13 protein-coding genes are annotated in these 12,787 nt (G+C 64.5%); 4 read left to right on the plus strand and 9 right to left on the minus strand.

Features of this window, described 5'->3' with window-relative positions:
• Nucleotides 1–28: 28 nt before the first annotated feature.
• From B5V03_RS28240 to B5V03_RS28250, 3 genes are all read right to left on the minus strand, one after another.
• Nucleotides 29–1,243 carry an acyl-CoA dehydrogenase gene (locus tag B5V03_RS28240; RefSeq protein ID WP_014497235.1) on the minus strand — a complete coding sequence of 405 codons (1,215 nt, stop codon included), beginning with the start codon at nucleotides 1,241–1,243 and terminating at the stop codon, nucleotides 29–31.
• A gap of 138 nt (nucleotides 1,244–1,381) precedes the next feature.
• A complete protein-coding gene (ribB, locus tag B5V03_RS28245) occupies nucleotides 1,382–2,458 on the minus strand; it encodes a 3,4-dihydroxy-2-butanone-4-phosphate synthase (protein ID WP_129273654.1) in 1,077 nt (358 codons plus the stop codon).
• A 187-nt stretch (nucleotides 2,459–2,645) separates the two neighbouring features.
• A complete protein-coding gene (locus B5V03_RS28250; RefSeq protein WP_129273655.1) occupies nucleotides 2,646–4,376 on the minus strand; it encodes a cation:proton antiporter in 1,731 nt (576 codons plus the stop codon).
• Between the two features lie 67 nt (nucleotides 4,377–4,443).
• Between B5V03_RS28250 and B5V03_RS28255 the strand changes: the two genes are divergently transcribed.
• Entirely contained in the window at nucleotides 4,444–4,971 is a 528-nt protein-coding gene (locus tag B5V03_RS28255; protein ID WP_164988347.1) for a DUF3124 domain-containing protein, read from the plus strand.
• Nucleotides 4,972–5,060: 89 nt separating this feature from the next.
• Nucleotides 5,061–6,293 (plus strand): PLP-dependent aminotransferase family protein, encoded by a 1,233-nt coding sequence (locus B5V03_RS28260; protein ID WP_129273657.1) that lies wholly within the window; start codon nucleotides 5,061–5,063, stop codon nucleotides 6,291–6,293.
• A 15-nt stretch (nucleotides 6,294–6,308) separates the two neighbouring features.
• Here B5V03_RS28260 and B5V03_RS28265 read toward each other — a convergent pair whose 3' ends face one another.
• Nucleotides 6,309–6,581, minus strand: coding sequence for a helix-turn-helix domain-containing protein (locus B5V03_RS28265; RefSeq protein ID WP_129273658.1), 273 nt, complete (start codon nucleotides 6,579–6,581; stop codon nucleotides 6,309–6,311).
• A 159-nt stretch (nucleotides 6,582–6,740) separates the two neighbouring features.
• Between B5V03_RS28265 and B5V03_RS28270 the strand changes: the two genes are divergently transcribed.
• Both B5V03_RS28270 and B5V03_RS28275 read left to right on the plus strand, forming a co-directional pair.
• Nucleotides 6,741–7,193, plus strand: coding sequence for a hypothetical protein (locus tag B5V03_RS28270; protein WP_164988353.1), 453 nt, complete (start codon nucleotides 6,741–6,743; stop codon nucleotides 7,191–7,193).
• A 96-nt stretch (nucleotides 7,194–7,289) separates the two neighbouring features.
• On the plus strand, nucleotides 7,290–7,517 hold the full coding sequence (locus B5V03_RS28275; protein WP_129273659.1) for a hypothetical protein: 228 nt from the start codon (nucleotides 7,290–7,292) through the stop codon (nucleotides 7,515–7,517).
• Nucleotides 7,518–7,586: 69 nt separating this feature from the next.
• On the opposite strand, the gene B5V03_RS28280 is transcribed toward B5V03_RS28275, so the two are convergent.
• The 5 genes from B5V03_RS28280 to B5V03_RS28300 form a co-directional block, all read right to left on the minus strand.
• On the minus strand, nucleotides 7,587–8,405 hold the full coding sequence (locus B5V03_RS28280) for an aldo/keto reductase (RefSeq protein ID WP_129273660.1): 819 nt from the start codon (nucleotides 8,403–8,405) through the stop codon (nucleotides 7,587–7,589).
• Nucleotides 8,406–8,551: 146 nt separating this feature from the next.
• On the minus strand, nucleotides 8,552–10,126 hold the full coding sequence (locus tag B5V03_RS28285) for an alkaline phosphatase D family protein (RefSeq protein ID WP_129273661.1): 1,575 nt from the start codon (nucleotides 10,124–10,126) through the stop codon (nucleotides 8,552–8,554).
• Between the two features lie 322 nt (nucleotides 10,127–10,448).
• Nucleotides 10,449–10,868 (minus strand): hypothetical protein, encoded by a 420-nt coding sequence (locus B5V03_RS28290; RefSeq protein ID WP_129273662.1) that lies wholly within the window; start codon nucleotides 10,866–10,868, stop codon nucleotides 10,449–10,451.
• Between the two features lie 108 nt (nucleotides 10,869–10,976).
• The gene (locus tag B5V03_RS28295; protein ID WP_129273663.1) at nucleotides 10,977–11,978 is read right to left on the minus strand and encodes an NAD(P)H-dependent flavin oxidoreductase; all 1,002 of its coding nucleotides are present in this window, start codon (nucleotides 11,976–11,978) and stop codon (nucleotides 10,977–10,979) included.
• 62 nt (nucleotides 11,979–12,040) lie between these two features.
• Nucleotides 12,041–12,778 carry an SDR family oxidoreductase gene (locus tag B5V03_RS28300; RefSeq protein WP_129273664.1) on the minus strand — a complete coding sequence of 246 codons (738 nt, stop codon included), beginning with the start codon at nucleotides 12,776–12,778 and terminating at the stop codon, nucleotides 12,041–12,043.
• Nucleotides 12,779–12,787 lie beyond the last annotated feature (9 nt).

The following is a 12,787-nucleotide window of genomic DNA, read 5'->3' on the forward strand; positions in this document are numbered from 1 at the left end:
ACGCAATTCCACGCCGAAGTACCTTTGCTCAGAAAAACGCCTGAATGCCCGTGATCGCGCGTCCCAGGATCAGGGCGTGGACGTCGTGGGTGCCCTCGTAGGTGTTGACCGTCTCGAGGTTATGGACGTGGCGCATCACGTGATATTCGGCCGAGATGCCGTTGCCGCCATGCATGTCGCGGGCGACGCGGGCGATGTCGAGGGCCTTGCCGCAATTGTTGCGCTTCATGATCGAGATCATCTCGGGCGCGAACTTGCCCTCGTCCATCAGGCGGCCGACGCGAAGCGAACCCTGAAGGCCGAGCGCAATCTCGGTCTCCATGTCGGCGAGCTTCTTCTGCACCAGCTGGGTCGCGGCGAGCGGCTTGCCGAACTGCTTGCGGTCGAGCGTGTACTGGCGGGCGCGGTGCATGCAGTCCTCAGCGGCGCCGAGCGCGCCCCAGGAGATGCCGTAGCGGGCGCGGTTGAGGCAGCCGAACGGGCCCTTGAGGCCGGAGACGTTGGGCAGCAGGGCGTCCTCAGGGACCACGACGCCGTCCATCACGACCTCGCCGGTGATGGAGGCGCGGAGCGAGAGCTTGCCGCCGATCTTCGGCGCGGACAGGCCCTTCATGCCCTTTTCCAGCACGAAGCCGCGGATCTGGTTGTCGTGCTCGGCCGACTTGGCCCAGACCACGAACACGTCGGCGATCGGCGCGTTCGAGATCCACATCTTGCTGCCGGTGAGACGATAGCCGTCGGAAACCTTCTCGGCGCGGGTCTTCATGCCGGCCGGGTCGGAGCCGGCGTCGGGCTCCGTGAGGCCGAAGCAGCCGACCCACTCGCCGCTGGCGAGCTTCGGCAGGTACTTCTTGCGCTGGTTCTCGTCGCCATAGGCGTAGATCGGATACATCACCAGCGAGGACTGCACCGAGTTCATCGAGCGGTAGCCTGAGTCCACCCGCTCGATCTCACGCGCGACGAGGCCGTAGGCGACGTAGCTCGCATTGGCGCAGCCATATTCCTCAGGCAGCGTGATGCCAATCAGACCGAGCTCGCCCATCTCGTTAAAAATCTCGCGATCGGTCTTCTCTTCGAGATAGGCCTTAGTGACGCGCGGCAGCAGCTTGTCCTGGGCATAGGCGCGCGCGGTGTCGCGCACCATGCGTTCGTCTTCGGTGAGCTGCTCGTCGAGCAGGAACGGATCGTCCCACTGGAAAGAAGCCGCAGCCGGCTTGTCCTTGGCCTGAGGGCGCACGCTCATGAAAACGTCCTTTCGTCTGGTTCCGTCAAAATTTGCCCGACAAACTAAAGCGCCGCGGCAACAAGTGCAATTGCGTTGCAGATGGATGGGGTCTGCGTGAATCCCGGGGATGCGAAGCGCAAGCCCGGGATGACAGCGCTAACTCTCGAGCTGCTCGTTGGCGACGATCTCGATGCCGAAGCCCGACAGGCCCTTGTAGTCATGCACCGAGGAGGTGAGATGGCGGATCGAGGTGACGCCGAGATCGCGCAGGATCTGCGCGCCGACGCCGACTTCGCGCCACTGACGGTTGCGGTCGGCCTCGGTCGCGCTCTCGTCCGGCAGTGCCGACACCGGGACGCCGGCCGCGCCGTCGCGCAAATAGACCAGCACGCCGCGGCCGGACTTTTTGAAGTGCTCCAGCACCGCTGCCATGCGCTTGTGGCCCGTGAAAATGTCCTTGACGATGTTCGGCTTGTGGAAGCGCGTCAGCACGTTCTTGCCGTCTCCGACGCCGTTATAGACGAAGGCGACGTGGGCGATGGAATCGAACGGTGAGCGGTAGGCATAACCCTGCAAGGGGCCGATCGGGCTTTCGGTGACGAAGGTCGCGACCCGCTCGATCAGTTTTTCGCGCGCCTGCCGGTACGCAATCATGTCGGCGATGGTGACGTGCTTGAGCTTGTGCCTGGCGGCGAACTGCGCGACCTGCTCGCCCTTCATCACGCTGCCGTCGTCGTTCATCAGCTCGCTGATGACGCCGACCGGCGGCAGGCCGGAGAGCTTGCAGAGGTCGACCGCGGCCTCGGTATGGCCGGAGCGCAGCAGCACGCCGCCGTCCTTGGCGATCAGCGGGAAGATGTGGCCGGGCCGGGCAAAGTCGTTGGCGCCGACATTGGGATTGGACAGCGCGCGGCAGCACGAGGCGCGCTCTTCGGCCGAAATGCCGGTGCCGCCGTCGGGCTTGTAGTCGATCGAGACCGTGAACGCGGTGGTGTGGGCGGAATCGTTATGGGCGACCATCGGATCGAGCCGCAGCCGGCGCGCGTCCTCGGTGGTCACAGGCGCGCAGACGATGCCGGAGGTATGGCGGATGATGAACGCCATTTTCTCCGCGGTGCAGAGCGAGGCGGCGACGATCAGATCGCCCTCGCCCTCGCGGTCCTCGTCGTCGGTGACGACCACGAGCTCACCCCGGGCAAAGGCCTGCAGGACTTCCTGAACGCTATCGGGCATTTCCCAATCTCTATCGGTTATGAGCCGGAGGCTTAGCCGGACGCCTTAGCCCGACTTGGGCCGGGGCGCTAGTGTCCTGGACGCAACCACATATTCCGGGCAGCGGACCTGCCGAGGGACGGGCTTGCACCGAAGATACCAGGGATATAGGCGCGGCCGGCGCGGGCAGAAGGCCGCCGGGCCGCGGTCAGGGCAGCACTTCACGCCGCTCGCCAAGCCGCTGATCGAGCTCGGCCCGCTTGTCGGCCAGAAGGCCGGCCTGGGCGGCTTCGATCACGGTAAACAGCTCATGAGCGTCGCTGAGCCGGGTCACCGTAACGTAGCTGGCGCCGGCCTCGTAGAGCTCGCCGACATCCGACAAGAGATCGGCCGTGGCGACGATCATGGCGGTCGGGTTCAGGGTGCGGACGTGGCGGACCAGCTTCTCGTTGCTGGCGCCCTTCAGAAGCGCATCCGGCACGCTGAGGATGATCATCTCGGACTTGCCGATTCCGGCATGGAGCAGCGTATCGGCGCTGCTGATGTCGCCATAGATCACGTGCAAACCGCGCGAGAGCAGCGTCTGATACACATTGGGGTTGAAGTCGATCACGGTGATCTGCTCTAGCAGCACCGGGGCCTGCCGTTCGATCTCGGCCAAAAGCGCGCTCGCCGCACGGAAAAAGCCGAGGATGACGATCCGGCGCGCCTCGCCATGGCCGCCCTCATGCCCTTCCTCGGCATGGCCGTTGCCATGGTCGAGGTCGCGCAGGCCGATCCGCTTCAACGGGCCGATCGCCCAGCGGGTGATCTCGTCGCTGCGGCTCATCGCGAAGGTCGAGAGCACCGCCAGCACCACGAAGGCGAAGGAGGCCGCGTTCGCCGTCTCGGCTGCGATGTGGTGGTCGGAGACGCCGGTCTGGATCACCACCAGGGAGAACTCGGAGATCTGCGCGAGGTTGAGGGCCGGCAGCAGGCTCGCACGCAGCCCCTGCTTCATCAGATAGAGCGGAGCAAAGGTGGTGACGAGGCGGCTCACCACCGTGAACGCCGCGATCATCAGCGCAAGCCCGATCACGGAAAGGCCGGGCACGGGAATGGTCATGCCCAGCGCGACGAAGAACAGCGTGATGAAGAAGTCGCGCAGCGTGGTGACCTTGGCGGTGACGTCGAGCGCGTAGGGAAAGGTCGAGAGCGAGACGCCGGCGATCAGCGCGCCCATCTCGCGTGACAGCGACAACTGCTCGGCGGTCTCGGCGACGAGGAAGCACCAGGCGAGCGCGCCGAGCAGGATCAGCTCGGGACGGCGCGCGATCTGGTGAAACAGGCGCGGCAGCACATAGCGGCTGACCAGCAGCGCGGCGGCGACCAGCACCGCGACGCGGCCGATCGAGATCAGGATGACGCCGATTTCGAGATTGGCGAGGCTCGGCTGCACCGCCAGGAACAGGATGGCGAAGATGTCCTGGAGCACCAGCACACCGAGCGTGATGCGGCCGGGCAGCGTGTCGAGCTCGCGTTTCTCGTAGAGCACCTTGACGATGATGACGGTGCTCGACAGCGCACAGGCGACGCAGAGATAGACCGCATCGAAATGCCCGCCGCCGAGCGACAGCCCGATGCCGATGAAGAACAGCCCCCCGAGCAGGCAGCCGCCGAGCAGCTGGCCACCCGCCGCGAACAGGATCACCTTGCCCGCCCGCACGATCTTCTTCAGGTCGATCTCCAGGCCGATCATGAACAGCATGAAGATCAGGCCAAGCTCGGAGATGACGCTGATCGATTCCTGTGACTTAACCCAGCCGGCCCCGAATGGACCTATGCAGAAGCCGGCGATAAGGTAGGCCAGGATCAATGGTTGCCGGGAAAAATGGGCGAGCAGGCCCAGCATCCAGGCAAACAGAATACAGAGAGTGATGTCGCGAATGAGCTCGTGCATGCCAAATTGGTCCGTTTTGCCGCACCCTAGAGACAGGTTGCGGCGCGGCAAGCGAGCAATTCGTCACATGCGGATCGTGCTCTGGCTGATAGCCCTGCTCGGTCCGTTCGCGCCCGCCGCGCCTGTGGCCGCGCAGTCCAAGGTCAATATCGAGCAAAACTTTGCCGAATCGCTGACGGCGCTGCCAAAGGAGGAGCTCGCGGTGTCGGGCGGGTTCTACGTGCCGGCCTATTCCAGCGTTGCGATGAGCCAGGGCAAGCTGCGCGTCGACTTCTCGGTGACGCTGAGCGTTCACAACGCCTCCGAGACGCAAGCACTGGTGGTCAAACGCATCGCCTATTTCGACACTGCGGGCAAGCAGGTCGAGAGCTACCTGAAGGCGCCGGTGGCGCTCAAGCCGCTCGCCACCGTCTCGATCTTCATTCCGACCGACGACGTGCGCGGCGGGACCGGGGCCAATTTCCTCGTCGACTGGGCTGCCACGGGCGAGATCGCCGAGCCCGTGGTCGAGGCCTTGATGGTTGGCGGCGTCGCCAATGCGCATTACGCTTTCATCAGCCAAGGACGTCCGACGAGGACGGCCGGCAAAAAGTAAGGCCCGTCCGACGAGGACGGCCCATCAAAAAGTAAGGCAGGCCGGCACCAAGCCGGCCGCTCAACAAGAACAAAACGAGGAACGCTCCCATGACGTCCAGCTTCGATTTCGCGCCCCTGTTCCCCGCAGGGCTGCCGGCCCCCTCTGCGCGCTGGACGGGCCTGGCCAAATACAGCTTTGTCGGCGGCAACAACGACTCCGAGCAGGTGCCGCTGGATGAGCTGATCGAAGCCACCAGCACGGTGCTGCGGCGCGAAGGCCGCTCGCTTGCCACTTACGGCTTGGCGCATGGTCCGCAGGGGTATCTGCCCTTGCGCGAATTCCTGGTGACAAAGCTGAAGCGCGATGCCGGCATCAACTGCACGGTCGACGATCTCCTGATCGTCTCCGGCTCGCTCCAGGCGCTCGACCTCGTCAACGCGACGCTGCTGACGCGCGGCGATACCGTGATCTTCGAGCAGGACAGCTATCAGGGCTCGTTGACCCGCCTGGCGCGGATCGGCGTTAACGTGGTGGGCGTTCCCCTCGACAAGGACGGCATGCGCATGGACGCGCTGGCCGCGACGCTGGCCGATCTGAAGGGCCGCGGCATCCGGCCAAAATACATCTACACGATCCCGACCGTGCAGAACCCGACCGGCAGCATCATGCCGGAAAGCCGCAGGGCTGAGCTGGTACGTCTCGCGGCTGAACATGGCGTGCCCATCTTCGAGGACGATTGCTATGCCGATCTCGTCTGGTCCGGACAGCGGCCGCCGGCGATCCATGCGATGAGCCCGAACGGCGGCGTGATCCATATCGGCTCGTTCTCGAAATCGATCGCACCGGCGCTGCGCGTCGGCTTCATCGTCGCGCCCTGGGACGTGATGTCGCGCATGCTGGCGCTGAAGACGGATGCCGGCTCCGGCGCGCTGGAGCAGATGGTGCTTGCGACCTATTGCAAGCCGCATTTTTCGACCCACGTGCCGGCACTGACGAAGTCGCTGCGCACCAAGCTCGATACGCTGATGGAAGCCCTCAACGAGCAGTTCGGCACCGCGGCCGAATTCGAGGAGCCCAAGGGCGGCATCTTCCTCTGGGTCAAGTTGCCCGACCAGGTCGACACGCTGAAGCTCTATCAGGCCGCGCTCGCCGCCGGCGTCTCGATCAATCCGGGGCCGGAATGGTCGACCAACAAACCCCATTCCAGCTCGCGGCTGCGGCTGTGCTTTGCAAGCCCCTCGCATCAGCAGATCCGCGAGGGCGTCGCCGTGCTCGCCGAAGTCTGCCGCAAGGAGTTCGGCGTGCCGGCCCGCAGCGCCAATGTGGAGAAGCGGGCCTAAGCTTCAGGCGACCTGTTAGGCTACTTGGGGCTGGCTGCCGTGGATCGCGGAGGCCAGCCGCAGCAGCAGCACGATCGAGACGTTGCCCTTGCCGGCCTCGATCTGGGCAATGTAGCGCTCGGAAATCCCGGAGCGGCGGGCCAATTCCCGGCGCGACAGCTCGCAGCGGGCGCGCGAAGATCTCAAACGCTCGCCCAGCTCGGCCAGAAACGCGGCCTCGGAATAAGGTGGCACGGCACAGCTCCCCGGCAGCACCTCGCCCGCGAAATCCATCACTTGATTCAGCATCGGTCTATCCAATTCCGCCTTCGGGAAAACGCCATCCTACCCCTGATGCGGCCGGCCTCATTGACACGGATCAAATTCGCGCGCGATTGGCCGCTGCCGTGGACGAGCGCGCGCGGAATGCTACACTTTGGAGTTCTTCGAGGCGGGGTTTTTCAGAACATGGTGCGTTGTCTGGGCCGCGGGATCGCGGCTGCGATGGTGTGGGTCGCGTTCACGTCCGCGGCCGGCGCGGAGACGCTTGCGGCGACGGTCGAGCAATGGGGCCTGCTCGGCTCGTGGGCGGTCGATTGCGCGGCCCGGCCCGACCGCGACAAGGGCGCGCTGCTGACTTACGAAATCCGCAAAGACGGAAGGGTGATGTACCGGCGCAATTTCGGCGACGCCAAGGACGAAAACGAGGTGGTGTCCGCAGCGGTCAACGCCGAGGGCGTGATCAATGTGATGGTGTACTTCCCTTCGCTCCAGCAGACGCGTGAGTTCGGCCTGCTGCTCTCAAACCAAGGTAGCCTCCGCGCAATCTACAATCGCAGCGAGCGCGGTGTGTACACGATCAAGGACGGTAAATACGTTGCGACTGGTGCACCGACCCCGTCGCAACAGCGCTGCGATTAAACCACCTGAACGGCTGTTCAGAAATCTCTTCCCGTTCCTCCGGAACGTTCACACGAATGCGAAGTTTAAATTTGCATTCGATTGGAGGAGGACATCATGAAGAAGCTTGGTTATGTCGTTGCCGCTCTGGGTGCGCTCGCGGTTGCGGCGCCGACGCTGGCCAGTGCAGAGACGGTGGTGATCAGGAACGGTCACCATCACAGCTACGGCTACGGCGCCCGCGCCGAAATGCGCGAGCATCGCGACAACGGCTGGCATCGCGGCTGGCATCATCACGACCGTGTCGTGGTGGTCAAGCGCGGTCACCGTCATCACTGGGACTAACGCGCAACGCAATATGGAAATGGCCCCTCGCGGGGCCATTTCTTTGCGTTTGCAGCTGTGTCGAAGAGCCTAATCCCACGCCGGCGCGAAGCCGGGATTGACGCACCGTCGATCCTTGGGCAGCGCCGCGATCTTGTTGCGGTCGGCATCGTCGAGCATGATCTTCAGCGCGTCGAGATTGGCCTGCTGGCTTTCGCGGCGCGAGGCCTTCGGAATCGCGGCAACGCCGTTTTGGTCAAGCAGCCATTTCAGCGCAACCTGGGCTGCGGTCGCATTGTGCTTGGCGCCGATCTCGCTCAGCACCGGATCAGAAGCAAAGCGCCCCTGCGCCAGCGGACAATAGGCAACCAGCGGGATCGACTTGGCCTGGAGATAGGCCAGCACCTTCGATTGATCGAGCATGGCGTGATATTCGATCTGGTTGCAGGCAATCGGCGCCTTGATGTCCTCGATCGCGATCTTGAGCAGCGCCGTGGTGAAATTGGCAACGCCAATGGCCCGCGTGCGCCCCTCCTCCTTCAGCTTCATCAAGGTCTCGAACACCGCACCCCAGTTTGCCGACTTCGACGGCCAGTGCACGAGATAGAGATCGACATGATCCAGCCCGAGCTTGTTCAGACTCGTGTCGAAGGCACGGCGGATCGCGTCCGGCGCCAGATTCTCGTGCCAGACCTTGGTCGTCACATGCAGCTCGCTCCGCGGCAGGCGGGCGGCGGCGAGCGCAGCGCCGATCGGCTCTTCATTGGCGTACATCTCGGCGGTGTCGATGTGGCGATAGCCGATCGACAGCGCGCTCTCCACCGCGGCGCGACAGTCATCGCCCTGCATGCGGAAGGTGCCGAGGCCGAGCTTGGGCATGCTGATGCCCTGTGTCTTCAGATTGTCCATGAAAAAGCTCCTGACATATTTCAGCCCACCGGATGCGCGCGGCAATGCCGCGTGAGCAGACTCTTCGGTGATGGAAAGGAGGTGGCGGGAACGGGCACTATAGCGCGGGATGGGCGCTGCGGCCAATCAAGATCGGGTTAGGCCCCTCACGAATGCTGCGCCACCACGGCCGGGCGGGCCTGGGGCTGCGGCACGATATCGACCGACCAGAGGTCGCGGTTGTCGACGTCTTTCAGCGTCACCGTCATCACGCCGCTGGCGCCGTCGATGTCGACGCGGCCGAAGAACTGCAGGCCGAAGCAGGGCGCCAGATTCTCGCCCTGCGCCTCGCTGCAGCCGTTCTGGTACATCGCGACCGGGCCAAAGGTGTTGTCGAGCTCGCCCGGGCCCCAACTGCCGGCATGGAGCGGTCCGGAAACGAACTCCCAAAACGGCTCGAACTCCTGGAATTGGGCCTTGTTCGGATCGTAATAGTGCGCGGCGGTGTAGTGCATGTCGGCGGTGAGCCAGACGATGTTGCGCACGCCCGCGCGCTTGATGGACCCGAGCAAATCGGCGATCTCGTGCTCGCGCCGGTCGGGCGCACCATTGCCGAGCGCGACGGCGTCCATGCTGACCAGGCCGATCGGCAGGTCGGCCGCGATCACCTTCCAGGTTGCGCGCGAGGCAGCAAGTTCCCGCTTCAGCCAGGCGAGCTGTTCGGCGCCGAGAATCCAGCCGCCGTGGTCGTCGCCCTTGTTCCAGCTGTCGTCGCGATAGCTGCGCATGTCGATCATGAAGACGTCGAGCAGCGGACCGTAGGCGATCTTGCGATAGACCCGGTCCTTTCGCGGGCCGATGTCGCGGATCGGCATGAAGTCGAAGAAGGCGCGGCGCGCGCGCGCGACCAGGCGCGGCGTGCCGTCGTCCTCATGGCCAGCTTCGTCGAAGCTGCCCGTCGGCGACCAGTCGTTGGTGACCTCGTGGTCGTCCCACTGCGCGAACATCGGGACGTCTGCGTGGAAGGCGCGAAAATGCTCGTCGAGATGATTGTATTTGTAGTTGCCGCGGAACTGCGCCAGCGTGTGCGCGACCTCGGCTTTTTCCTCGGTCACCAGATTGCGCCAGGTCTCGCCGTTCGGCAGCTTCTGCTCGGAGGGGATGGTGCAGTCGGCGTAGATATGGTCGCCGGAGTGGATGAAGAAGTCCGGGCGATTATCGAGCATGGTGCGATAGCTGCGATAGCCGCCGCGCGCGATGTCGATGCCCCAGCCCTGCCCCGCGACGTCGCCGGACCACACGAACGAGATCGACTTACCCGCGGCCGGCGCCGTGCGGAAATGTCCGGTGCGGCTTTCGCCGGCGATGCCGGTGGCGACGTCGTCGAACCGAACGCGATAGAAGATGTCCTGCCCGGACGGCAGATCGTCGAGCTGCAGCTTTGCGGTGAAGTCGGCATCGGGCAGCGCGTCGCGGGAAGCCGACGCAATGATCGTCTTGAAGCTTTCGACGGTCGAGTACTGCACCTGCATCCGCGCGGGTCGATCCGCGCGCGCCCAGATCATGGCCGAGCCATCCGAGACATCGCCGGACTGGATACCGCCGGCGATCTGCGGACGGTCGGCGGCGCGGCTGAGGGATGGCTTTGCGAGCGTGCCGAGCGAAGCAACGGCGAGGCTTGAGGTCGAGCGGACCAGGAATTGTCGCCGGGTCCATGCGCGCGAGGCGCGGAGCGATGCCATTCAGGAAACCTTCGTCGAATCGCGACGGAAGGTGCCTGCGCCGTTTGACTCCTACCCTTACGGTTTCTTGACTCCACGCCTACGGTTTTGCGACGTGCGGATGACGCGCACGGCCCCAGCGGAGGCGAACGGTGCACTCCCTCGCCCCGCTTGCGGGGTCGCGACGAGCTTCGCTCGCGCTGAGAGGGTTGGGGTGAGGGGGAGTCTCCGCGGGGACGGTGAGAGTCGGACTCGCGGAGAGCCCCTCACCCGGAATCCGCGCTACGCGCAAATTCCGGCCTCTCCCCGCACGCGGGGAGAGGCGAAGAAGCAGCTGCGTGCCTCAACGCTTCCAGTTGCAGATGCCGCCGGACCGGCACGGCCAGGTCTGGATGCGGGTATCCATCGCCTGTGCGTCGAGCGGATTGCCGTGGCGATGGGCGAGCCTGGTGCGTGCTGCGCCACGCGGCTGCGCGGGCTTGACGTGCGCGACCTTCGGCTCGGCCACGTGCACGCGTTCGGCGGCGACCTTCTTCGGCACGTCGACCGGCTCGGCACGCGCCTGCGCCTCGTTGCCGCCCTTCGCTTCCAGCGCGACCGGCGCGAACTGCGTCTCAGGTCCGAGCCGCTTCGGTGACAGCACGGCCTTGGAGAGATCGAGACCGAAATATTCGTCAGGCTTGTACTCGTCAGCGCGCGCAACACCGCCCCCTGCGAGCACGAGGGCGACGGCAGCTGCAAAAGGAACGCTCTTCAGGACCACGGACGCCTCCTGAAATTGATTATCTGAGAGGTAATTTACCTCTATTTAGGAGGCGTCGCGCGCAATTCCAGCGGTCAAGTGCCGCATTGGTTAAGAAGTTTGGCCATGTCAGGCGACCTTTTTTGCCATCCCCGTTCCATCCAGGAACCCCAACAGCCGGCTGCGGATGATCTGTTCCGCCTCGCCCATGATGCGATCCACGAGTTCCTTGCAGCTGGGGATGTCGTGGATGAGCCCTGCGACCATGCCGCAGCTCCAGGCGCCCGCATCCATCTGCCCCTCCAGCATGATCCTGGGATAGACACCCGCGACCTGATCGTGGATGTCGTCGATCTTGAGCTTGTCGCCCTTCTCGTGCTCGATCTCGAGCAGGCGATCGACGTTGGCGTTCTTCAGCACGCGCTCGGTGTTGCGCAGGCTCCGCATGATCAGGCGGGTATCGAGTTCAGTCGCCGCGACCAGCGCGTTCTTCACGTTCTGATGGACAGGAGCTTCCTTGGTGGCGATGAAGCGTGTGCCCATGTTCATGCCGGCCGCGCCCAGCGACAGGGCAGCTACGAGGCTGCGTCCGTCGGCCATGCCGCCGGAGGCGACGAACGGGATCTTCAACTCCTCCGCCGCACGCGGCAGCAGGATCATGTTCGGGATGTCGTCCTCGCCGGGATGACCGCCGCACTCAAAACCATCGACGCTGACGGCGTCGCAGCCGATGCGCTCGGCCTTCAATGAGTGACGCACCGAGGTGCATTTGTGGATCACCTTGATGCCGGCGGCCTTCAGTGCCGGCATGTATTGCTCGGGACTGCGGCCCGCGGTCTCCACCGCCTTGATGCCACCTTCGACGATCGCGGCGATATATTCCGGATAAGGCGGCGCGGCGAAGGTTGGCAGGAAGGTCAGATTCACGCCGAACGGCTTGTCGGTCATGTCGCGACAGCGCGCGATCTCTTTCGCCAGCAGCTCCGGTGTCTTCTGCGTGAGACCGGTGATGATGCCGAGCCCGCCGGCATTGGATACGGCAGCCGCCAGCTCGGCAAAGCCGACGAAATGCATGCCGCCCTGGATGATGGGATGCTCGATGCCGAACAGCTCGGTGATCGCGGTCTTCACGTAGGGGCCTCCCGGATTTCGGTTTGTATTGGGATCAGTCTAGCCGCAGTCTCGTGCCGCGGTCACCATTTCTCTCCGAACGGGCGGATCTCCATCTCGAAGGTCCAGGCGCTCTTGGGCTGCTGGTAGAGCTGCCAATAGGACTCAGCGACAGCCGACGGCGGCATCAGGAGATCCGGATTGTCGAGCGCATCGGGCCCGAGCGCTTCGAGCCGGCGCTGCCGCACCCATTCTGTGTCGACGCCGGAATCGATGATGAGATGGGCGACGTGAATGTTCTTCGGCCCGAGCTCCCGCGCCATCGCCTGCGCCACGGCGCGCAAGCCGAACTTGGCGCTGGCGAAGGCGGCAAAGCCGCTGCCGCCACGCAAGGACGCGGTCGCGCCGGTGAAGAAGATCTTGCCGCCACCGCGCGGCAGCATCAGCCGCGCCGCCTCGCGGCCCGCGAGGAAGCCGGAATAGCAGACCATCTCCCACACCTTTCGGAAGACGCGCTCCGTGGTGTCGAGAACAGGGAAATTGACGTTGGCGCCGACATTGAAGATGCAGACTTCCAGCGGCGCGTGCTTGTCAGCGTCGTTGAGGAAGGAGATGACTTCCTCCTCCTTCCGCGCATCGAGCGAGCGCGCCTGGATCTCGCCGCCGGCGGCCTCGATGTCCTTCACCAGTGGCGCCAGCTTGTCGCCGTTGCGGCGGCCGGCGAAAATCGAAAATCCCTCGACGGCAAATTTCTTGGCGATCTCGGAGCCGATGAAATCGCCGGCCCCGATAACGGCGGCTGTCGCGTTTCGCTTGGGCAAGGTCGCCTC

The organism is Bradyrhizobium betae (assembly GCF_004123905.1).
In the GTDB taxonomy this organism is placed as follows: Bacteria; Pseudomonadota; Alphaproteobacteria; order Rhizobiales; family Xanthobacteraceae; genus Bradyrhizobium; species Bradyrhizobium betae_A.

Excerpts from the sequence above, each read along its gene's own strand:
- ribB (WP_129273654.1), bottom strand. The coding sequence starts at position 2,458 with ATGCCCGATAGCGTTCAGGAAGTCCTGCAGGCCTTTGCCCGGGGTGAG.
- B5V03_RS28240 (WP_014497235.1), bottom strand. The coding sequence starts at position 1,243 with ATGAGCGTGCGCCCTCAGGCCAAGGACAAGCCGGCTGCGGCTTCTTTC.
- B5V03_RS28280 (WP_129273660.1), bottom strand. The coding sequence starts at position 8,405 with ATGGACAATCTGAAGACACAGGGCATCAGCATGCCCAAGCTCGGCCTC.
- B5V03_RS28270 (WP_164988353.1), top strand. The coding sequence starts at position 6,741 with ATGGTGCGTTGTCTGGGCCGCGGGATCGCGGCTGCGATGGTGTGGGTC.
- B5V03_RS28275 (WP_129273659.1), top strand. The coding sequence starts at position 7,290 with ATGAAGAAGCTTGGTTATGTCGTTGCCGCTCTGGGTGCGCTCGCGGTT.
- B5V03_RS28255 (WP_164988347.1), top strand. The coding sequence starts at position 4,444 with ATGCGGATCGTGCTCTGGCTGATAGCCCTGCTCGGTCCGTTCGCGCCC.
- B5V03_RS28285 (WP_129273661.1), bottom strand. The coding sequence starts at position 10,126 with ATGGCATCGCTCCGCGCCTCGCGCGCATGGACCCGGCGACAATTCCTG.
- B5V03_RS28250 (WP_129273655.1), bottom strand. The coding sequence starts at position 4,376 with ATGCACGAGCTCATTCGCGACATCACTCTCTGTATTCTGTTTGCCTGG.
- B5V03_RS28265 (WP_129273658.1), bottom strand. The coding sequence starts at position 6,581 with ATGCTGAATCAAGTGATGGATTTCGCGGGCGAGGTGCTGCCGGGGAGC.
- B5V03_RS28260 (WP_129273657.1), top strand. The coding sequence starts at position 5,061 with ATGACGTCCAGCTTCGATTTCGCGCCCCTGTTCCCCGCAGGGCTGCCG.